This is a genomic window from Umezawaea sp. NPDC059074 (genome assembly GCF_042738955.1).
GTDB lineage: Bacteria > Actinomycetota > Actinomycetes > Mycobacteriales > Pseudonocardiaceae > Umezawaea.
On sequence record NZ_JBHYHC010000156.1, the window covers coordinates 1 to 20,535 of the forward strand.

Annotated in this window: 23 protein-coding genes; 21 read left to right on the forward strand and 2 right to left on the reverse strand. The window is 70.1% G+C overall.

What is annotated here, in order from left to right:
* The first annotated feature begins 356 nt into the window (after positions 1-356).
* The 17 genes from ACFWW9_RS40195 to ACFWW9_RS40275 all read left to right on the forward strand — a co-directional run bounded on the left by ACFWW9_RS40195 (position 357) and on the right by ACFWW9_RS40275 (position 13,904).
* Positions 357-1,136, forward strand: coding sequence for a redox-sensing transcriptional repressor Rex (locus ACFWW9_RS40195; RefSeq protein WP_390387902.1), 780 nt, complete (start codon positions 357-359; stop codon positions 1,134-1,136).
* A gap of 55 nt (positions 1,137-1,191) precedes the next feature.
* Positions 1,192-2,559: a glutamyl-tRNA reductase gene (locus tag ACFWW9_RS40200; RefSeq protein ID WP_390387903.1), complete on the forward strand. Its 1,368-nt coding sequence runs from the start codon at positions 1,192-1,194 to the stop codon at positions 2,557-2,559.
* Complete coding sequence (hemC, locus tag ACFWW9_RS40205) at positions 2,556-3,491, forward strand: hydroxymethylbilane synthase (RefSeq protein WP_390387904.1); 936 nt, start codon at positions 2,556-2,558, stop codon at positions 3,489-3,491. The genes ACFWW9_RS40200 and hemC overlap by 4 nt, the downstream gene beginning before the upstream one ends.
* Before the next feature lie 15 nt (positions 3,492-3,506).
* The gene (locus ACFWW9_RS40210) at positions 3,507-5,039 is read left to right on the forward strand and encodes a bifunctional uroporphyrinogen-III C-methyltransferase/uroporphyrinogen-III synthase (RefSeq protein ID WP_106187000.1); all 1,533 of its coding nucleotides are present in this window, start codon (positions 3,507-3,509) and stop codon (positions 5,037-5,039) included.
* 107 nt (positions 5,040-5,146) lie between these two features.
* Positions 5,147-6,124, forward strand: a complete 978-nt coding sequence (gene hemB / locus ACFWW9_RS40215; RefSeq protein WP_390387906.1) for a porphobilinogen synthase — start codon at positions 5,147-5,149, stop codon at positions 6,122-6,124.
* Positions 6,121-6,651 (forward strand): hypothetical protein, encoded by a 531-nt coding sequence (locus ACFWW9_RS40220; RefSeq protein ID WP_390387907.1) that lies wholly within the window; start codon positions 6,121-6,123, stop codon positions 6,649-6,651. Before hemB ends, ACFWW9_RS40220 begins: the two co-directional genes overlap by 4 nt.
* 53 nt (positions 6,652-6,704) lie before the next feature.
* Positions 6,705-7,304, forward strand: coding sequence for a hypothetical protein (locus ACFWW9_RS40225; protein WP_390387908.1), 600 nt, complete (start codon positions 6,705-6,707; stop codon positions 7,302-7,304).
* Positions 7,305-7,579: 275 nt separating this feature from the next.
* Entirely contained in the window at positions 7,580-7,888 is a 309-nt protein-coding gene (locus ACFWW9_RS40230) for a hypothetical protein (RefSeq protein WP_390387909.1), read from the forward strand.
* Positions 7,889-8,031: 143 nt separating this feature from the next.
* On the forward strand, positions 8,032-8,628 hold the full coding sequence (locus tag ACFWW9_RS40235) for a hypothetical protein (protein ID WP_390387910.1): 597 nt from the start codon (positions 8,032-8,034) through the stop codon (positions 8,626-8,628).
* Complete coding sequence (locus tag ACFWW9_RS40240) at positions 8,625-9,020, forward strand: hypothetical protein (RefSeq protein ID WP_390387912.1); 396 nt, start codon at positions 8,625-8,627, stop codon at positions 9,018-9,020. Before ACFWW9_RS40235 ends, ACFWW9_RS40240 begins: the two co-directional genes overlap by 4 nt.
* Before the next feature lie 19 nt (positions 9,021-9,039).
* A complete protein-coding gene (locus tag ACFWW9_RS40245; protein WP_390387913.1) occupies positions 9,040-9,645 on the forward strand; it encodes a hypothetical protein in 606 nt (201 codons plus the stop codon).
* Positions 9,642-10,196 carry a hypothetical protein gene (locus tag ACFWW9_RS40250; protein ID WP_390387915.1) on the forward strand — a complete coding sequence of 185 codons (555 nt, stop codon included), beginning with the start codon at positions 9,642-9,644 and terminating at the stop codon, positions 10,194-10,196. The genes ACFWW9_RS40245 and ACFWW9_RS40250 overlap by 4 nt, the downstream gene beginning before the upstream one ends.
* Entirely contained in the window at positions 10,196-10,639 is a 444-nt protein-coding gene (locus tag ACFWW9_RS40255; protein WP_390387916.1) for a hypothetical protein, read from the forward strand. Before ACFWW9_RS40250 ends, ACFWW9_RS40255 begins: the two co-directional genes overlap by 1 nt.
* Positions 10,640-11,030: 391 nt before the next feature.
* The gene (locus ACFWW9_RS40260; protein ID WP_390387917.1) at positions 11,031-11,378 is read left to right on the forward strand and encodes a hypothetical protein; all 348 of its coding nucleotides are present in this window, start codon (positions 11,031-11,033) and stop codon (positions 11,376-11,378) included.
* A 26-nt stretch (positions 11,379-11,404) separates the two neighbouring features.
* Positions 11,405-12,709, forward strand: a complete 1,305-nt coding sequence (hemL, locus tag ACFWW9_RS40265) for a glutamate-1-semialdehyde 2,1-aminomutase (RefSeq protein WP_390387918.1) — start codon at positions 11,405-11,407, stop codon at positions 12,707-12,709.
* Complete coding sequence (locus ACFWW9_RS40270; RefSeq protein WP_390387919.1) at positions 12,706-13,335, forward strand: histidine phosphatase family protein; 630 nt, start codon at positions 12,706-12,708, stop codon at positions 13,333-13,335. Before hemL ends, ACFWW9_RS40270 begins: the two co-directional genes overlap by 4 nt.
* Positions 13,332-13,904 carry a TlpA disulfide reductase family protein gene (locus ACFWW9_RS40275; RefSeq protein WP_390387920.1) on the forward strand — a complete coding sequence of 191 codons (573 nt, stop codon included), beginning with the start codon at positions 13,332-13,334 and terminating at the stop codon, positions 13,902-13,904. The genes ACFWW9_RS40270 and ACFWW9_RS40275 overlap by 4 nt, the downstream gene beginning before the upstream one ends.
* A gap of 25 nt (positions 13,905-13,929) precedes the next feature.
* On the opposite strand, the gene ACFWW9_RS40280 is transcribed toward ACFWW9_RS40275, so the two are convergent.
* Both ACFWW9_RS40280 and ACFWW9_RS40285 read right to left on the reverse strand, forming a co-directional pair.
* Positions 13,930-14,451, reverse strand: coding sequence for a hypothetical protein (locus ACFWW9_RS40280; RefSeq protein WP_390387921.1), 522 nt, complete (start codon positions 14,449-14,451; stop codon positions 13,930-13,932).
* Positions 14,452-14,461: 10 nt separating this feature from the next.
* Positions 14,462-15,466, reverse strand: coding sequence for a M64 family metallopeptidase (locus tag ACFWW9_RS40285; RefSeq protein ID WP_390387922.1), 1,005 nt, complete (start codon positions 15,464-15,466; stop codon positions 14,462-14,464).
* 170 nt (positions 15,467-15,636) lie between these two features.
* Between ACFWW9_RS40285 and ACFWW9_RS40290 the strand changes: the two genes are divergently transcribed.
* The 4 genes from ACFWW9_RS40290 to ACFWW9_RS40305 all read left to right on the forward strand — a co-directional run bounded on the left by ACFWW9_RS40290 (position 15,637) and on the right by ACFWW9_RS40305 (position 20,493).
* Positions 15,637-16,416 carry a cytochrome c biogenesis CcdA family protein gene (locus ACFWW9_RS40290; protein WP_390387923.1) on the forward strand — a complete coding sequence of 260 codons (780 nt, stop codon included), beginning with the start codon at positions 15,637-15,639 and terminating at the stop codon, positions 16,414-16,416.
* Positions 16,417-16,466: 50 nt separating this feature from the next.
* The gene (locus ACFWW9_RS40295) at positions 16,467-17,966 is read left to right on the forward strand and encodes a cytochrome c biogenesis protein ResB (protein WP_390387926.1); all 1,500 of its coding nucleotides are present in this window, start codon (positions 16,467-16,469) and stop codon (positions 17,964-17,966) included.
* Positions 17,966-18,928: a c-type cytochrome biogenesis protein CcsB gene (gene ccsB, locus ACFWW9_RS40300; protein WP_390387924.1), complete on the forward strand. Its 963-nt coding sequence runs from the start codon at positions 17,966-17,968 to the stop codon at positions 18,926-18,928. The genes ACFWW9_RS40295 and ccsB overlap by 1 nt, the downstream gene beginning before the upstream one ends.
* A gap of 122 nt (positions 18,929-19,050) precedes the next feature.
* The gene (locus ACFWW9_RS40305; RefSeq protein WP_390387925.1) at positions 19,051-20,493 is read left to right on the forward strand and encodes an AAA family ATPase; all 1,443 of its coding nucleotides are present in this window, start codon (positions 19,051-19,053) and stop codon (positions 20,491-20,493) included.
* The last annotated feature ends 42 nt before the right edge of the window (positions 20,494-20,535 follow it).

Sequence of the window (20,535 nt, forward strand, 5' to 3'; positions counted from 1 at the left end):
GGAGGAGTGCTATGCGCAACGGTGCTTCCACGCGAAAGTGGTGAATTCATCCCATCACCGGTCGAAAGGCGCGGAACTGAATCGGTAGAGGCCCTCCCACCCCCGCCGGAAGCGCGATGATCGTCACCCGATCCGTGGTCCGACGCGCAGGTGACGGGCTGTGACCAGCGGGCGAGCCGTCGGCGCGCGAAGATCGCCGACTTTGTGCATACCTTCACAAGCGGTACGGTGGTGATGTCACACCGTCAGATGCCGGAGCGGTTTCACCGCTCGATGCCGACGGGTCCGTGCGTCGACTTTCGTGTGTTGTGAGGAGTTCCAGCGTGGTGGCTCAGCGGGGCGAGGGTGACGAGGTCGTGACCACCACCCCGGGAGCGCCCGCCGTCCAAGGGGCCCCGGTCGTCCCGGAGCAGGACGAGGTCGTCGTCCGCGAACGAGCCCGCGCCATCCCGGAGGCCGCCGTCGCGCGGCTCGCCGTGTACCTGCGCGTGCTGTCCGGCATGGTCGACCAGGGCGTGACGACGATCTCCAGCGAGGAGCTGTCCGCGGCCGCCGGGGTCAACTCGGCGAAGCTCCGCAAGGACCTCTCCTACGTCGGCTCGTACGGGACCAGGGGCGTCGGCTACGACGTCGAGGTGCTCGTCAGCCACATAGAGCGCATCCTCGGCCTGACCCGCAAGCACAGCGTCGCGGTCGTCGGCATCGGTAATCTTGGTCACGCGCTCGCCAACTACGGCGGGTTCCAGAGCCGCGGCTTCCCCGTCGCCGCCCTCTTCGACGTCGACGAGGACCTGACCGGGGTGCCCGTGGGTGGCATACCTGTCAACCACGTCGACGACATCACGACGGTCTGCGTCGAGCGCGAGGTGTCGATAGGCGTCATCGCGACGCCGCCCCAGGCCGCGCAGGCGGTCTGCGACCGTTTGGTATCCGCAGGCGTGCAGTGCATCCTGAACTTCGCACCCGTCGTCCTCCAGGTCCCGGACGACGTCGAGGTGCGCAAGGTCGACTTGGCGGTCGAGATGCAGATCCTGTCGTTCCACGTGGCGCGGCGGGCCGACGAAGCCTCGGCCGAGCAGGCGGCGAACGACGTGATCAACGGAGTGGGCGTGGACAGGGTGGTGATTCGCCCGTGAGTGCGCGAATCGGCTCGACCGCGAGCCGAACGGCTCGCGGAGACGTGGTGACGGCATGAGTGTGCTTGTCGTCGGTCTCTCGCACCGCACCGCCCCCGTCCCCGTGCTCGAACGGGTCACCGTGGCCGAGCCCGACCTGGGCAAGGTCCTGGACGAGCTGCTGCGCTGCCCCGGTGTCTCCGAGGCCATGCTGCTCTCGACCTGCAACCGCGTCGAGGTCTACGCCGTCGTCGAGACGTTCCACGGCGGCATGAACGACGTGGTGGGCGTTCTCGCCGCTCAGGCGGGCGCCGAGCCCACGGAGCTGTTCGAGCACCTCTACGTGCACTACGCCGCCGCGGCGGTCGAGCACGTCTTCCGCGTCGCGGGCGGCCTGGACTCCATGGTCGTCGGCGAGGCCCAGATCCTCGGCCAGCTCCGGTCGGCCTACACGACCGCGGACGGCGCGGGCACGGTCGGCCGCACGCTGCACGAGCTGGCGCAGAACGCCCTGCGCGTCGGCAAGCGCGTGCACACCGAGACCGGCATCGACCACGCTGGCGCCTCCGTCGTCTCCGAAGCCCTCTCCGACGCCGAGACCGAGCTGGGTGGCCTCGCGGGCCGCCGCGCCCTGGTCGTCGGCGCGGGGTCCATGGGCGGTCTCGCCACCGCCCACCTGCGCCGCGCGGGCATCGGCGAGGTCGTCATCGCCAACCGCACGGCCGCCAACGGCGCCCGGCTGGCCCAGTCGCTGATCGCCGAGGGCGTGCCCGCCAGCTCCGTCGACCTCGTCGAGCTGCGCTCCGAACTGGCCGACGCGGACGTCGTGTTCGCCTGCACCGGCTCGATGGAGACCGTCGTCGGCGTGGAGCTGCTGGCCAGCGCCCTGCTGGACCGCGACCCGAGCCGCCCGCTGGTCGTCTGCGACCTCGGCCTGCCCAAGGACGTCGACCCCGCCGCCGCCGACCTGGCGGGCGTGACCGTCGTCGACCTCGAAACGCTCCAGCGCAGGCTCACCGACGCCCCCACCGGGCAGGACGCCGCGCGCGCCACCGAGATCATCGGCGAGGAGGTCCGCGGCTACCTCGCGGGCCAGCGCTCCGCCGAGGTGACCCCCACCGTCACGGCGCTGCGCAAGCGCGCCGCCGAGGTGGTCGACGCCGAGCTGCTGCGCCTGGACACGCGGCTGCCCGAGCTGGACGCCGCCGTGCGCGGCGAACTCGCCAAGACCGTCCGCAGGGTCGTCGACAAGCTCCTGCACACCCCGACCGTGCGCGTGAAGGAGCTGGCATCGGCTCCCGGCGGCGCCGGGTACGCGGAAGCGCTGCGCGAGCTGTTCGGGCTCGACCCGCAGACCCCCAACGCCGTCAGCCAGCCCCACATGACGCAAGCCACCGGAGACCCGCTCGCGGGGTCGCGCACGAATACAGGTGAGAAGCGGTGAACCGCATCCTCAGGATCGGCACCCGCGGGAGTGCACTGGCACTCGCGCAGACCGGCCACGTCGCCGAAGTTCTGGAGAAGGCGGGCGCCCACGTCGAGATCGTCGTGGTCTCCACGCCGGGCGACCGCTCCTCCGCGCCCATCGCGGAGATCGGCGTCGGTGTCTTCACCTCCGCGCTGCGCGACGCGCTGGCCGGTGGCGAGATCGACATCGCCGTGCACTCGTACAAGGACCTGCCCACCGCACCGGACCCCCGTCTGGTGCTCGCCGCCGTGCCGCCCCGCGAAGACCCGCGGGACGCGCTCGTCGCCCGCGACGGCCTCACCCTCGGGGAGCTGCCCGTCGGGTCGACCGTCGGCACCGGCTCGCCGCGGCGGGCCGCGCAGCTCGAAGCGCTCGGCCTGGGACTCACCATCGTCCCGCTGCGCGGCAACGTCGACACCCGCATCCGCAAGGTCGCCGACGGGGAGCTCGACGCCGTCGTGCTGGCCCGTGCGGGGATCGCGCGCCTCGGCCGCACCGCCGAGATCACCGAGACCTTGGAGCCGATCCAGATGCTCCCCGCGCCCGCCCAGGGCGCTCTAGCAGTGGAATGCCGGGTCGACGACGTCGACACCGAGCACCTTCTTCAGTCCACTTTGGACGACTCGTCCAGTAGGGCCGCGGTAACCGCGGAGCGCGCCATGTTGGCCGCGCTCGAAGCTGGTTGCAGCGCGCCGGTCGGCGCACTGGCCGATGTGGTGGAAGACCTCGACGACGACGGTGCGGTTGTCTACCGCATCTCGTTGCGCGGGGTCGCGGCGACTCCGGAGAACGAGATGCTCCGGGCCTCCGCCACCGGTGACTTGACCGCAGCAGAGGAACTCGGCCGCGCGCTGGCCGCCGAGTTGCTCGACCTCGGGGCCGCGGTGCTCAGCGGCCCAGAGGCGTAGATGGGGAGTGCCCTGATGACCCGCGCACGCAAGACCCCCGGCCGAGTCGCATTCGTGGGCTCCGGCCCCGGCGACACCGGGCTGCTCACCGTCCGGGCCCACGACCTGCTCGCGAGGGCTGAACTCGTGGTCGCGGACCCCGATGTGCCAAGCGACATCGTCGCGCTGGTGCCAGAGGGCGTCGAGGTCCGGCCCGCCGTCGGCGAGCCTGCCGACGTCGCGAAGGACCTCGTCGCCGAGGCGAAGAACGGCCACACCGTCGTTCGCCTCGTCGCGGGCGACCCGCTCACCCTCGACTCGGTGGTGAAGGAGGCGCAGGCCGTCTCCCGCACCAGCATCGCCTTCGACGTGGTGCCGGGCGTTCCCGCCGGCACCGCGGTGCCCGCTTACGCGGGTGTCGCGCTCGGCGCCGTGCACACCGAGGTCGACGTCCGCGGCACGGTGGACTGGGCGGGCCTCGCGGCCGCGCCCGGAACGCTCGTGCTGCACGCCAGCGGCAGCCACCTCGCCGAGGCGGCGTCGTCGCTGGTCGAACACGGTGTCGCGCCGCAGACCCCGGTCGCCGTCACCGTCGACGGCACGGGCTTCGGCCAACGCACCATCGACACCACGCTCGCCTCGCTGGCCTCGGACGCGGGTGACCTCTCCGGTCCGCTCGTCGTCACGGTCGGCGCGGCCGTCGCGGGTCGCGCCCGGCTCTCCTGGTGGGAGTCGCGCGCCCTGTACGGCTGGCGCGTGCTGGTGCCCCGCACCAAGGAGCAGGCGGGCGCGATGAGCGACCGGCTGCACTCGCACGGGGCCATCCCGGTGGAGGTCCCGACCATCTCGGTCGAGCCGCCCCGCAGCCCCGCGCAGATGGAGCGCTCGGTCAAGGGCCTCGTCGACGGCCGCTACCAGTGGGTCGTCTTCACCTCGACCAACGCCGTCCGCGCGGTGTGGGAGAAGTTCCGCGAGTTCGGTCTGGACGCGCGCGCGTTCTCCGGCGTGAAGATCGCCTGCGTCGGCGAGAGCACGGCCGCGAAGGTGCGCTCGTTCGGGATCATCCCCGAACTGGTGCCGTCGGGGGAGCAGTCCAGCGAAGGCCTGCTGAACGACTTCCCGCCCTACGACGACATCCTCGACCCGGTCGACCGGGTGCTGCTGCCGCGCGCCGACATCGCCACCGAGACGCTGGCCGCCGGTCTCCGCGACCGCGGCTGGGAGATCGACGACGTCACCGCGTACCGCACGGTCCGGGCGGCCCCGCCGCCCGCCGACACCCGCGAGATGATCAAGTCCGGCGGTTTCGACGCGGTGTGCTTCACCTCGTCGTCCACCGTCCGGAACCTGGTCGGCATCGCGGGCAAGCCGCACGCGCGGACCCTGGTGGCCTGCATCGGCCCGCAGACCGCCGAGACGGCTCGCGAGTTCGGCCTCCGGGTCGACGTGCAGCCGGAGGAGGCGAACGTCCCGGCGCTCGTCGACGCACTGGCCCAGCACGCCGCCCGGCTCCGCGCCGAGGGCGCGCTGCCGCCGCCGCGCAAGACCAAGCGCCTGCGCCGTTCCTGATCTAGACCTGATGCACCACGAAGGCCATGTCCGGGATCACGCGTCCCCGGACATGGCCTTCGTGGTTTCCTGAAGTTTCAGCAATCCTCTTCCAGGGAGTACCGCCAGTGTTCCCAGCACACCGCCCCCGCCGACTGCGGACCACGGCCGCGATGCGCCGCCTGGTCAGCGAGACCACCGTCCGGCCGCGCCAGCTCGTGCTGCCGATGTTCGTGAAGGAGGGCGCGACGCAGCCGGTCGCGATCTCCAGCATGCCGGGTGTCTTCCAGCACACCCGTGAATCGCTGGTCAAGGCCGCCGTGGAGGCCGTGCAGGCCGGGGTCGGCGGGTTGATGGTCTTCGGCGTGCCCGCCGAGCGGGACGCGGTCGGGTCCGGCGCGACCGACCCGAACGGCATCCTCAACGCGGCGTTGAACGACCTGCGCTCGGAGCTGGGCGACAGCACCGTCCTCATGTCGGACTGCTGCCTGGACGAGTTCACCGACCACGGCCACTGCGGTGTGCTCGCGGTGGACGGCACGGTCGACAACGACGCCACGCTGGAGGTGTACGGCGAGATGGCCGTCGCCCAGGCGTCGGCGGGCGCCCACCTGGTCGGGCCGAGCGGGATGATGGACGGCCAGATCGGCTTCATCCGCACCGCCCTGGACGAGGCCGGGTTCACCGACACGGGCATCCTCGCCTACTCGGCGAAGTACGCCTCCGCGCTCTACGGCCCGTTCCGCGAGGCCGTGGACTCGCAGCTCACCGGCGACCGCAAGACCTACCAGCAGGACCCCGGCAACGGCCGCGAGGCGCTGCGCGAGGTCGCCCTCGACCTGGCCGAGGGCGCGGACATGGTCATGGTGAAGCCCGCCGGGCCGTACCTGGACGTGCTGCGCTCGGTGAAGGAGATCGCGGACGTGCCGGTCGCGGCGTACCAGATCTCCGGCGAGTACGCGATGGTCGAGGCCGCCGCCGCGAACGGCTGGATCGACCGCGAGCGCACCGTCCTGGAGACGCTGACCTCGATCCGCCGCGCGGGCGCCGACGTCGTGCTCACCTACTGGGCCGTCGAGGCCGCGGCCTGGCTGGACCGGGAATGACGACACGTCCCGCCAAGCCGGAACGCCCCCAGCCGCCGAAGCTGATCGACCTCGCGCGCTGGCTGTGGATCGGCAGCGCGCTGCTCGGCTCGCTCGGCTTCATGCTGGAGGTGACCAGCGGCGACATGCTGCTCACCGAGCTGCGCCGCGCCCAGCCGGACCTCGGCCAGGACGAGATCGACGGCGCGCTGTCCGCCGCCGTCCTGTTCAGCCTGCTGGCGTGCTCGCTGCTGGTGCTCGTCCACGCGATGATCGCGAACCGGATGGCCCGCGGCCGCAACTGGGCCCGGATCGTCCTGACGATCCTCGGCGGTGGCGGCATCCTCATCGGCCTGATGCGGCTGCTGCTGATCGTGACCGGCGTCGCGTCGGCGTTCGGCGTGGGCGTCAGCCCGGTCAACCTCGCTTTCAGCTTGGTCACGATGGTCGTTGACGGCGCCGTGCTGGTGTTGATGTTCCAGCCTTCCGTCGCAGGTCACTTCCGTGCTAACGCGGTCGGTCAACAATCGACCACTCGGAGTAGCTAACGGATTGTGATTTCACCTGAAAAACACATGCGCAGGTCCCTACGGTGCGCGTCATGACCAACCCGAACGATCCTTACGCACAGCAAGGCGGCTACCCGCAGGGTCAGCAGCCTGGTGGGTACCCGCAGCAGGGCGGCTACCCGCAGCAGGGCCAGCCCGGCTTCCCGCCGCCCCCGCCCCTGGGCTACTCCGACACGGCCGCGCCCGTGAAGCCGAAGGCCGTCGAAACCGCCTACCTGCTCTGGCTGGTCGCGGCAGGTCTGTCGATCCTGGGCAACATCCTGGCGTTCTTCACGATCGACGCGTACGTCGACAAGCTCACCGAGGGTCTGGGCGACCTCGGGCCCGCGTTCCAACAGGCCGTCGAGGACTCCAAGCCCGGCGTCGGCAGCATCATCTTCCCGCTGGTCCTCGCGGCCATCTGGATCGTCGTCGTGATGCAGATGCGCAAGGGCGCCAACTGGGCCCGCATCCTGCTGACCGTGCTCGGCGTGCTGGGCCTGTTCGGCATCTTCGGCATCTTCACCTACTTCAGCATCGGCTTCCTGGGCGCGATCCAGGCGCTGCTGACGTTGGCGGGCTACGCGGCGATCATCGCGGCGATCGTGTTCATGTTCAAGCCCGAGTCCAATCAGTACTTCAAGGCCAGCTAGCGGATCCGGACCAGGGGTCGTCGTCTCAAGCCTTTCGCGGCGGACAACGACCCCCGGTCGGTTCTAGGATCTCGTCAAGCCATCGTTGCCCGCTGATTTCGGTAGAGCCGTTCGGGTGATTTCGCAGAAGTGGACTCGGTAGTAAGCAAGCTCGGTGTGGTTCTTGGCTGGTATTGGGCGGTTCACTGCCTGGGCGTGATTACTCCGTACGGCCTCTGGATTTCTGACACTGCTCCGGAAGGATGTGTTTCAGTGCTTCAGAAAAAGGGGGGTTCATGAAGTTCTTTCTTGTGCGCCTGTTTTCCTTGCTCGCCCTTGTGGTTGCTGCTCTGCTGACACCCTCAGTGTCGGCATTTGCGGAACCTCAGCAGTGCTATGCGACCTTGGACTTCAGTGAAGATGTTGGCGTCAGTCGATGCAATGGTGGGACCGGCGAGCATCGTATCGTGATTATTTGTGCGAACTACATTAATGGTGCGCAAACCGGATATACTGGGGCGTGGGTGCCGGAATACAATGTTTCGGTGGCCTCTTGTAATTCTTGGCAGTATCTTTATACTGGATTTTTCGAGACTCGCGGTTAGTGTTCCTTTTGTGTGGTCGATAAATATTTTGCAATCTGGTGCGGTGTGTTTCGTTCGGTAGCGTTTCGTTTTCGGGACCCCGGGGTCGTCGTCACAGCCCGTCGCGGTGGACAGCGACCCCGGTCGGTTCTAGCGTTCCGCGCGTGACGACTCCTCAGGAACCGGGGGACCGGGAGCAGCCCACCCCCTTCCCCTCCGCACCACCGCCGCCGCCCGAGCAGCTGCCGCCGACCCCGTACCAGGGGGAGGTCGAGCCGAACGTGCTCTCGGCCCCGCCGTTGAGCGCGTCGGAGATCGGCGGTGGCGCACCGGTCGGTGAAGCGCCCAAGGAGTTGCGGATCGCGTTCTTCCTGTGGCTCGGGGTGGCGTTCCTGCACTTCGTGGCCGCCGTGCTGGCGATCGCCTCGCACGGTTCGCTCGCCGACGTCCTGCGCCAGTCCGGCCAGGGCCTCACCGAGGAGCAGATCACCGCCGCCGCGTCGGTCGTGGTCGCCGTCGTGGCCGTGATCGACATCGTGTTCGCGGCTCTGTTCACCTGGTTCTCGCTCAAGGTCAGGGCCGGTCGCGGCTGGGCCCGCACGCTGCTGATGATCTTCGGCGCGGTGGCCGTCTTCGCGGGCCTGGTGACGCTCAGTTCGCTCCTGCTGCTGATCCTGATCGTGGCGCTCGTCGTCGCGGGCTTCGTGATGCTGAACCTGCGCCCGACGTCGGAGTTCATCGCCGCACAGCGCCGCGCATGACCGACACCACCACCCCGCCCCTCGTGCTGCGCGGCGCGGTGGGCGTGTGGTTCGCGCTCGCCGTGTTCGGCCTGTTCACGGTCGCGTTCCTGTGGATCAACCAGGCCAAGCTGACCGCGTCGCTGCCCGAGGGCATGACGGTGCGGGACGCGCTGGTGCCGCTCACCATCGCCGCCGTGTTCTTCGGCGTCGCCTACGGCCTGTTCGGCTGGCTGCTGCGGCGCGGCAACCGCCGGGCCCGAGTCGGCCTGACGGTCACGGCGTTCCTGCACCTGATCTGGGTCGTGCTGCCCGGCGTGAGCCTCGCCAGCATGATCACGGTGGTGCTCCTGGGCGTCGGTTTGGTTCTCACCTGGCGGCCCGCTGCCTCACACTGGTTGAGAGCGCAGTAGACAGCCGGGGGGGACCACCATGGCCGAGCAGGACCCGTTCGCGTCGCCGTACCACCACGTGGTGCTGCCCGGCCAGCAGCAGGAGCACCCGCCGGGCTGGGTGTCGCCCGTCGTCGCCCCGATGCCGCTGTCGCCGTGGGAGACGAGGGAGCACCGCAGGCCCGCGACGGTGACGGCGTCGTTCTGGTGCTGGTTCGCCGCGACCCTGCTGGTGGTCCTCGGGATGCCCGGCGTGTTCGCGCTCCAGTACGAGCAGTTCGCGCAGGTCCTGGTCGACGGCTCCACGGCGGGGGAGCCGATCGACCTGCCGACCGCCAAGGTCGGCGCGCTGCTCACGGCGGGCGTGTTCGCCCTGGCCCTCGCGGTCCTGTCGACCCCGTTCGTCGTCGCGTTCATCAACCTGCGCGGCGGCAAGCAGTGGGCACGCGTGATGCTCGCGATCCTCGGCGCACTGGGCCTCGTGTTCGGCCTGGCGATGGTCGGCGCCTTCACCGGCGGCTCCCAGGACCTGAACCCGACCCTCGGCTACCTGTGCGCGGCCCTGTTCCTGCTCACGACGCTCGCGGCCATCGTGCTGATGTTCCTGCCCCCGTCCAACGACTACGTGCGGGGGACCGCCCGATGACCCAGCCACCGCAGGACCCGTACAGCTCGCCCTACCAGCCGGTGAACTACCCGCAGGCGGGTCCGCAGCCCGGCGCTTACCCACCGGGACCCCAGTACCAGGTGGGGATGCGGGGAGTCGACCAGAACGTCACCGCCTACACCAGACCGGGCGTGGTGCTGGCGGGCTTCTTCGTCTGGCTCCTCCTGGCCCTCTCCTGGCCGCTCGGCACCCTCCTCCGCGTGGTGGTGGCGGGCGAGTCGATCGCGGGCTTCGGCACCGTGATGGGCTTGTTCTTCCTGCTGTGCGTGGGCATCGGCGGCGTGGTCGGCGCGATCATGTTCCTGCGCGGCAGCTACCACGCCCGCCTGGGCCTGTGCGGCGCTGCCTTGATCTTCGAGATCATGGCGATCATCAACCTCGTCTCCCTGTCACGGGCAACCGACCTCTCAGGCGCAGCGGAAGCCATCGCCTGGCTGGTGGTCCTGGCCCGCCTGGTCCTCCCCCCGGTGGCGGTCGTCGTCAGCCTGCTGCCCGGAACCCGCCAGTACTTCGCCGCTAACCTCGGCTAGTGGACAACGACGCGGGCCCGGTCCTCTACGCGGAGAAGGGCGCTTCCTGGTGGCCCTTGGCCTGGGGCCCGGCGTTCGCCGTCATCGGCGTGGCAGTGGAACTGATCACCGGCCCCGTCAGCGTCCTGTTCTGGTCCCTGGTCGCGTTCGGACTCCTGATCCCCACAGCGCTCTGGGTCCAAGGCAGACAACGCCTCTACTCGATCCGCCTCACACCGGCGACCCTCCGCGAAGGCCGGGAAACACTGAGACTGGCCGACATCGCAGCGGTGGAGGGCATCGAGCCACGAGCGGGCGCGACAGTCCTGGGTGGAGGCTGGGACATCCCGAAGGGCACGGACGGAGTCCCGATCAAACTGACGGACGGCACAGTCGTACTCGGCTGGGCCAAAGACGCAGAAGCTCTACGCACAGCACTGCACCGCCTCCTCACCCGCGCCTAAAAGACAAAAGAATTTTTATAAAAGCCAAAGACAAAGACAAAGGCAAGACAAAACCAGACTGGTGACCACCTACGGGGCTGACACGCGCCTGTTGACCTGCTACGGAGCGCTACGGGCCGCCCGCAACCGTGGCCGATTTTACTTGGGGATTTCGGCCTTAAAATTGGAGATCGGGCAGGGCTTTGGGGCACTGCCTTTTGGCCCGATCAAGGCCGAAATGAGGGGTCCCCAAGTCAAATCGGCCACACCAACAACGCAAATCGCCCGGTGACCACGCTGGAAGCAGCAGCCACCAAGCAACCACGCTGGAACCCGCACGCACCGGAAGATCCCAAGACCCCCCATCCAGGATTCACAGCGCCCTGAACCCCCACGTGAGAAGCTGCACCCCGTGACCGCCCCAGCGCTCCCCACCGAAGCCGCCCCGGCCCCCGCCCCCACCCTCCACCAGCCCAAACGCGCCTTCATCGCCGCGGCCGAACTGGTGGTCATCGTCCTCCTGGGCTTCGCCGCGCACTGGTGCTGGCAGCACGGCATCCAGCACTTCTCCTACCCCCTCGACGGTCGCCCCCCGCTCGTCTCCACCCGCTACCACGGCAACTGGACGGCGGCGGCGATCGCCCTCGCGACCGTCGCGGGCGTTCTCCTCCTCGACGCGATCCGCCAGTCCCTCCTCGCCCTCCGCACCAGGGACCGCCGGGACAAGGCCGTGGCGCAGCCCGCTGAAGACGTCGTGTGAGACTGGACCGCGTGACTGCGAGGAACGTGACTGCGAGGAACACCGCCCGATCCCAGGAGCTGTTCGCCCGTGCGGCGTCCGTCACGCCCGGCGGGGTCAACTCGCCGGTGCGGGCTTTCCACTCGGTGGGCGGCACCCCCAGGTTCATGGTCAAGGCCCAGGGCCCGCACCTGTGGGACGCGGACGGCAACCGCTACGTGGACCTCGTCTCCTCCTGGGGCCCGATGATCCTCGGCCACGCCCATCCCGCGGTCGTCGACGCCGTCCGCGAGGCGGCCACCCACGGACTCTCGTTCGGCACTCCCACCGAGGGTGAGATCGACCTGGCCGAGGAGATCATCGCCAGGGTCGAGCCGGTGGGCCAGGTCCGCCTGGTCAACTCCGGCACCGAGGCGACGATGAGCGCCATCCGCCTGGCCAGGGGTTTCACCGAGCGCCGCAAGGTCGTCAAGTTCGCGGGGTGCTACCACGGCCACGTCGACGCCCTCCTCGCCCAGGCGGGTTCCGGTGTCGCCACGCTCGGCCTCCCGACGTCGCCCGGCGTCACCGGCGCCCAGGCCGCGGACACGATCGTCCTGCCGTACAACGACGAGGCCGCCGTCCGGGCCGCTTTCGCCGAGAACCCCGGCGAGATCGCCTGCGTCATCACCGAGGCGGCCGCGGGCAACATGGGCGCGGTGGCCCCCCGCCCCGGTTTCAACGCCGTGCTGCGCGACCTCTGCCACGCCAACGGCGCGCTGCTCGTCATGGACGAGGTCATGACCGGCTTCCGCGTGAGCCGCGCCGGTTGGTACGGCCTGGAGGGCGTCGCGGGCGACCTCTACACGTTCGGCAAGGTCATGTCCGGCGGTCTCCCCGCGGCGGCGTTCGGCGGCCGCAACGACGTGATGGCCAAGCTCGCCCCCCAGGGCCCCGTCTACCAGGCGGGCACGCTCTCCGGGAACCCCGTCGCCGTCGCCTCCGGCCTCGCCACGCTCCGCGCGGCCGACGAGACCGTGTACCGCGCGCTGGACGCCAACGCCTCCCGCCTCGGCGCGCTGTTCGCCGACGCCCTCACCCACGCCGGTGTGGCGCACCGCGTGCAGTACGCGGGCAACCTGGTGAGCGTCTTCTTCACCGAGGACGAGGTCGTCGACTACGCCGGGGCGCAGGCCGCCGAGACGTGGCGCTTCCCGCCGTTCTTCCACGCCCTGCTGGACCGGGGCGTGTACGCGCCGCCCAGCGCGTTCGAGGCGTGGTTCGTCAACGCCGCCATGGGCGACGCCGAGTTCGAGATCATCGCCGACGCGCTGCCCCACGCGGCGGCCGCTGCCAAGGAGGCCAAGAAGTGACTCGGACCGTGGTGCACTTCCTCCGGCACGGCGAGGTGCACAACCCGGACGGGATCCTCTACGGGCGGCTGCCCGGTTTCCGGTTGTCGGACACCGGCCAGCGGCAGGCGTTGACGGTCGCCGAGCACCTCGCGGACCACGACATCGTGCACGTCGTCGCGTCCCCGTTGACGCGCGCGCAGCAGACCGCCGCCCCGATCGCGGACTCGCACCGGCTGGAGCTGGCGACCGACGACCGGCTGATCGAGGCGGACAACAAGTTCGAGGGCCTGCGGGTGTCCGTGGGCGACGGCGCGCTGCGCCAGCCCGCGCACTGGCCGAAGCTGGTCGACCCGTTCACGCCGTCGTGGGGCGAGCCGTACCTGAAGATCGCGCACCGGATGCTCGGCGCGGCCCAGCGGGCGCGGGCGGTGGCGTCCGGGCACGAGGCCGTGTGCGTGTCGCACCAGCTGCCGATCTGGACGCTGCGGCGGTTCCTGGAGGGCAAGCGGATGTGGCACGACCCGCGCAAGCGCGAGTGCTCGCTTGCGTCGTTGACGAGCCTGATCTTCGAGGGCGAGCAGCTCGTCCGGGTGTCCTACAGCGAGCCCGTGGGAGCGACGAACCCGAGGGTGACCGGGGCGTGAAAGCGGTAGCTCTGCTGGTGTTCGCGCTCGTCGTCGCGGGGTGCTCGTCAGGGAAGGACGCGGTCGTCACGGGCGGCGACTTCGAGTTCGTCGCGCCCGGCGGCCAGGTGCGCATCCGGTACGACGGCGCGGACCGCAAGGTCGTGAAGGGCCTGGCCGGGCCGAGCCTGCTGGAGGACGGCAAGACGATCAGGATCGAGGACTTCGCGGGCAAGGTCCTCGTGGTCAACATCTGGGGCTCGTGGTGCTCGCCGTGCCGCACCGAGGCGCCGGAGATGCAGAAGGTGCAGGACGAGTCCGGCCCGTCCGGCGTGCAGGTGCTCGGCATCGATGTCCGGGAGCACTCGCCGGAGCCGGGCAGGGACTTCGCGAAGGACCGGAAGCTGACCTACCCGTCGATCTTCGACGACTCGGGCCGCACGCTGCTGGCGTTCAAGGGCTACCCGCCCAACGTCGTGCCGTCGACCATCGTGCTGGACAAGCAGCACCGGGTCGCCGCGATCTTCCTGGAGGCCGTCCTCGCCTCGGACCTGACGTCCGTGGTGAAGGAGCTCGTCGCCGAGCCGTGACCGTCCACACCGGACGGTCACGGGCTCAGGCGTAGGCGTCCCACCCGGACCAGCGCTTGCGCAGCACGGCCTCGGAATCGGTGTCGCGCAACCACATCCGCAGCCGGTAGTAGTCGTCGCCGTCGGCCCCGGCCTGGCCCAGCTCGGTGTAGCCCGCGCCGGACACGCGCACGCGGTACCGGCCCGCGGGGACGTCGGTCGCGACCTTCACCCCGCCCATGCCGGACGCCTCGAACACGAGCTGCCCGTCCGGCACGTCGAGGTCCACGTCGACCTCGTGCAGCCACTCGTCGAGATCGCCCTCGGGTTCGGCGGCCCAGACCTCCACCCGCATCGGGGTGTCGGAGTTCCACTGCCCCGGCGTCAGCAGGTCGACGACCCCCTGGCACGCGCCGACGAACCGGCCGGAGTCGGCGGCGTCGTCGAGCAGGTCGTCGAAGACGTCCTCGTCCGCCTCGTCCAGCGTGTCCTCGGAGTACACGTAGATCTGGCCGTGGTCCGCGCCGACCCGGAGGTCGACGGCGGACAGCGGCACGTCGTTCGTCATGGCGCGAAAACTACGGGGTGCCCTGCAACTCCGGGATCTTGGTCTTGAACGCCTCGACCATCGCGTCCCGGCCGACGAGGCTGTACTGCCTGCCGAGCGTGCGCATGATCGAGTTCTCGGTCGGCCGGTAGAGGCCGGTGCCGTAGTACTTCGAGCCCTCGAACACGCCGACGACACCGCCGTCCGGTGACTCCTGGCCGAGGTACTTCGCCCACTTCGAGCCGTCGGCCAGCTTGGACGCGTTGATCTCGCTCGGCTCGTCGCCGGTGTACGTGCCGGGGGAGAAGTACTCGTCGGCGAGGTGGCCGATCGAGTGGCCCAGCTCGTGCACCACGATCTGGCCGGCCTGCGCGTTGCCGCCCGCCGCGGTCGCGACACCGCCGCCCGCGCCGCCGTACTTGGTGGTGTTGCCCAGCGCGATGATCTGGTCGGCCGCCGGGGCGAGGGCGGCGAAGTTGTACGCCTCCTCCTCGTTCACGCAGAGCAGCCGCTCGGTGGTCGGGGCCGTGCCCTTGCACCAGAAGCCCATGTCGAGCGCGGTGCGCTTGTCGTCGTTGCCCTGCGGGTTGTCGTCCACGCCCGAGTCGACCGACACGGCGTTGACCTGCCACACGTTGAAGTAGTCCTTGTAGGACTTGAAGGGCTCGACCGACGACAACTCGGCCCACTTGCTCAGCACGTGCTGGTGGAACAGGTTCTGCTCGCTGCGGGTGTACCCGTCGCCGACGAAGACCAGGTCGAACCGCTGGTCCGTGGGACCGGTCTCCTGCACGGTGACCACGGCGGTCCGGACCTTGAAGTTGGCCTTGGGCTTCACCGCGACCTTGGGTGTCGCGGTGACGACCTTGGTGATGGTGCCGTCCTCGGCGAACGCCTCCCGGATGACCTGGGAGGCCTGGGCGGCGGCGGGCGTCGAGGGTGCGGCCACCACGGGCGCGGCGCCGGTGGGCAGGGGAGCGGCGACGACCAGGAAGCCCATCGTGAGCGCGGGCAAGATCAGCCGAGTTGAGCGCATGGAGGAACGTTAAGTACCTCCGTTGTCACCCACAAGGGTGCTTTCACATCTATTTCCCATTTGTGATTACCGTTCGTGATGCCACCTCACCGGGAAAGCGGTGTGACCTGGGCCTCCGCTAATGGGCTCCGGTGCCTACCCCGTCCGGGGCACTACCTAGTCTGGGGACCGTGAACCACTGGACGGAGCTGGCCACGTCGGGGCCGCTGCTGCTCGCCACCGGTGTCGCACTCCTCGCGGGCGCGATCTCGTTCGCGTCCCCGTGCGTGGTCCCCCTCGTCCCCGGCTACCTCGCCTACCTCGCGGGACTGGTCGGCGCGGAGGCCCCGGCCGTGCAGGAGGGCGAGTCCCCGAAGACCGGTCGTTGGCGGGTCACCGGCGCCGCGCTCCTCTTCGTGCTCGGCTTCACGATCGTGTTCTCGCTGACGTCGTTCGCCGTGCTCGGCCTCGTGGACACCCTCTGGCTCAACGAGGAGATGTTCCAGCGCATCGGCGGCGTCATCACCATCGCGATGGGCCTGGTCTTCGTCGGCCTCGTCCCCGCGCTGCAACGCGACGTCCGCCTGCACAAGCGCCCGCGCGCCGGCCTGATCGGGGCCCCGCTGCTCGGCGGCGTCTTCGCGCTCGGCTGGACCCCGTGCCTCGGCCCGACCCTCGCGGGCGTCCTCGCGCTGGCCCGCGGCACCGAGATCGGCTCGTCCACGGCCCGCGGCGCGGTCCTCGTCCTGGCCTACTGCCTCGGGCTCGGCCTGCCGTTCGTGCTGATCGCCCTCGGCGCCCGCTGGGCCCTGCGTGTGACGGGCTGGCTGCGCAACCACGTCCGCGGCGTCCAGGTCTTCGGCGGCGTGCTGCTCGTGGTCGTCGGCCTGGCGCTGGTCACCGGACTCTGGGGCGACTTCGTCGCCTGGCTGCGCATCGCCGTGGTCAACGACCTGAAACTGCCGCTGTAGTGAGGAACGCACTCGCCTTCCTGCGCAACACGTGGCGCGGACTCACCGCCATGCGCACGGCCCTCACGCTGCTCTTCCTGCTGGCGCTGGGCGCGCTGCCCGGCGCGCTGCTGCCGCAGCGGTCGCTGAACTCCGCCAAGGTCGACCAGTTCATCGTCGACAACGGCTGGTGGGGCCGCCTGCTCGACAAGGGCCAGTTCTTCGCCGTCTACGGCAGCTTCTGGTTCTCCGCGATCTACGTGCTGCTGTTCGTCTCCCTGATCGGCTGCCTGGTGCCGCGGCTGTGGGAGTACTTCAACCAGATGCGCGCCAAGCCGGTGCTGACGCCGCGCAACCTGGCCCGGATGCCGCACCACGCCGAGGGCCACTCCGACGTGGGCGTGGACGAGGTCGTGGCCGCCGCGAACGCCCGGTTGAAGGGCTGGCGCAAGGTCGAGCGCGAGGAGGCCGACGGCGGGCGCACGATCAGCGCCGAGCGCGGCTACCTGCGCGAGACCGGCAACCTCCTCTTCCACTTCGCGCTCCTCGGCCTGCTGGTGGCGTTCGCGCTGGGCAAGATGTTCGGCTACGAGGGCCAGGTCATCGTGCAGGCCACCGGCAAGCAGTACTGCAACTCCGGGGTCTTCAACTTCGACTCGTTCCGGCCCGGCCTGCGGGTCGACGGCACCCAGCTGACGCCGTTCTGCGTGCGGGTCAACGACTTCCACGCGAGCTACCTGCACAACGGGCAGGCCGAGAGCTTCCGCGCGGACATCGACTACCAGTCCGGCGCGGACCTCGACACCGGGACGTGGAAGCCGTACCCGCTGGAGGTCAACCACCCGCTGCGCACCGAGGGCGACCGGCTCTACCTGCTGGGCCACGGCTACACGCCCAAGTTCACCGTCACGTTCCCCAACGGCGAGGTCCGCTCCGGCGAGGTGCAGTGGCGGCCGGTCGACCCGATCACGCTGCTGTCCGAGGGCGCGACGAAGTTCGACCCGCCGCTGATCACCGACTCCGAGGAGCGCCGCAAGAACCAGCTCGCCATCACCGGCCTGCTGGCGCCCAGCGCGGTGTTCGACGGCACGTTGCTCAGCTCGAACTTCCCCGAGGCCCGCAAGCCCGCCGTGGCCGTGGACGTGTACCGCGGCGACCTGGGCACCGACTCCGGCCGCGGCCAGTCGATCTTCTCGATCGACCAGTCCATGGTGGACAAGGGGCGGCTGGTCAAGGTGGCGCGGAAGAACCTCGAGGTGGGCCAGTCGACCACCCTCGACGACGGCACGGTGGTCCGCTTCGACGGCGTCACGGACTGGGTGTCGCTCCAGGTGTCGCACGACCCGGCGCAGGTCTACGTGCTGGTGTTCTCGATGCTGATGGTGCTGGGCCTGGGGGTCTCGCTCGCGATCCGGCGCCGCCGGGTGTGGGTGCGGGTGCTCCCTCAGGAGGACGGGCGTACTTTCATCGAGGTCGGCGGGCTCGCGCGCACCGACCAGGCTGGCTACGGCGGGGAGTTCACCGGGTTGTCCCGCGACCTCCTCTCGGCCGGGCAGGACAAGGAGAGCTGATGCCGGTCAACGCGACGCTGGCGACCTACAGCGACTGGTTGTACAACAGCGCGGTCGGCGTCTACCTGTTCGCCACGTTCCTCTACGTCTACGAGCAGGCCTTCGGCCGCGCCCCCGTCAAGGCGAAGGAACGCGACCTCGTGGTCGCCGGTGGCGCGGGCGAGGCGTGGAAGCCCGGCCTGGTCGTGCCGACCAAGCCGCAGCGCCCGCGCGCGGAGCGGTTCGGCCGCATGGCCGTGGCGCTGACGCTGCTGGGCGTGCTGTTCCACGTGAGCGCGCTGGTCCTGCGCGGAGTCGCGACCGGCCGCGCCCCCTGGGGCAACATGTACGAGTACGGCGCGCTGCTCACGCTGGCGGCCGTGGTCACGTTCGTGGTGCTGATGCGGTCGTTCCCGATCCGCAGGCTCGGCGGGTTCGTGCTCACGCCGGTCGTGATCCTGATGTTCCTCGGCGGCACCGCGCTCTACGCGCCCGCCGCGCCCGTGCAGCCCGCGCTCCAGTCGTACTGGCTGGTCATCCACGTCTCGGTCATCTCGATCTCCACCGGCATGCTGCTCGTGCCGGGCGTCGCGAGCCTGCTCTACCTGGTGAAGTCGGCCAACGACCGCAAGCCGGAGAGCTTCGCGAAGCTCGCGTCCAAGCTGCCCGCGGCGGACACGCTGGACCGGCTGGCCTACCGCAGCACCGTGCTGGCGTTCCCGCTGTTCACCATCGGGATCATGTTCGGCGCGATCTGGGCCGAGGCCGCGTGGGGCCGCTTCTGGGGCTGGGACCCCAAGGAGACCGTCGCGTTCGTCTCGTGGGTCGTCTACGCCGCCTACCTGCACGCCCGCGCGACCGCGGGGTGGCGCGGAGCGGGCGCGGCGTGGATCAACACGCTGGGCTTCCTGCTGACCGTCTTCAACCTCTTCTTCATCAACTTGGTGACGGCCGGGTTGCATTCCTATGCGGGCGTGGGCTGAGTTCCGGCATTCCCCCTGGTGGGCTGCCCACCCCCGTTCGTGGAACCTGATGTCGCCGACTACCGTCCCACGGTGGGGGTCGGGGAGGTCTCGATCCGCACGCTCAGGGGAGGACCACAGCGGTGACTGGTCGCTACGAGGAGCCTGAGCCGCGGCACAACGTGTCATGGCAGCCGCCGCCCGCGGGCGCGGAAGGCCAGAAGAACCACACCAACCCGACGCAGTCGGGCGCACACCCCGTCGACGTGCAGCAGGTGGGCGGCGGCCCGTCGGGCCAGCACCCCGTCGGCGGCGGACCGTCCGGCTCGTACCAGGTGGGCGGCGGACCGTCCGGGTCCTACCAGGTCGGTGGCGGCCCGTCCGGGCAGCACAACGTCGGCGGCGGTCCCTCGGGGCAGCACAACGTCGGCGGCGGCCAGTCCGGTCAGCACCCGGTCCCCGGCGGCCAGTCCGGCCGCTACCCGGTCGGCGGCGGTCCCTCGGGCCCGTACCCCATCGGCGGCGGACCGTCCGGGCCGTTCCAGATCGGCGGCGGCGCGTCCGGCCAGCACTACGTGGACCAGTCCCAGCAGCAGTACCAGGGGCAGGGCGCGTTCCCGAACAACTTCCCCCAGTCGCTGCCGCAGCACCAGCAGCAGCACCCCCCGGTGACCGCGCACGACATGTCGTCGCAGCGGCTCATCAAGCAGGAGAAGCGCCCGCCGCAGACCGGCTGGCGCAAGGTGCTGCACACGATGACCGGCGGCCTGCTCAACCTGGGCGAGAGCCCGGCGGACGTCCGGCGGCGTGAGCTGATCACGCGGATCAACCAGCCGCTGCGCGGGTGCTACAAGATCGCGATGCTCAGCCTCAAGGGCGGCGTCGGCAAGACCACGACCACCGCGTCGCTCGGCTCGACGTTCTCGTCGCTGCGCGGCGACCGGGTCATCGCGGTCGACGCCAACCCCGACCGCGGCACGCTGGCCCTCAAGGTGCCCCGAGAGACCACCGCGACCGTGCGGCACCTGCTGCGCGATGTGGCGAGGATCACGAAGTACAGCGATGTGCGGGCCTACACGTCGCAGAGCCCCAGCAGGCTGGAGGTCCTCGCCAGCGAGCAGGACCCGGCCGTGTCGGAGGCGTTCAGCGACCAGGACTACCTGCGCACGGTCGCCCTGCTGGAGCACTTCTACAACATCCTGCTCACCGACTGCGGCACCGGCCTGATGCACTCGGCGATGAAGGGCGTGCTCGACCAGGCGGACTCGCTGGTGCTGGTGTCGTCGGCCTCGGTCGACGGCGCGCAGACGTCGGCGGCTACGCTGGACTGGCTCGACGCGCACGGCTACCGCGACCTGGTGTCCCGGTCGATCGCGGTCATCAACTCGGTCCGGCCCGGCTCGGGCAAGGTCGACCTGGACCGCCTGGCGGCGCACTTCGCGTCCCGCTGCCGGTCCGTCGTGATGATCCCGTTCGACCCCCACCTCGAAGAGGGCGCCGAAATCGAGCTCGACAAACTCGAGCCGGAGACCCGGCTCGCGCTGCTGGAGCTCGCCGCCACCGTGGCGGACGACTTCCCCAGCTAGGCAGGACCCGCCACGACCGTGGGCCCTTGGCGAGAACTCGCC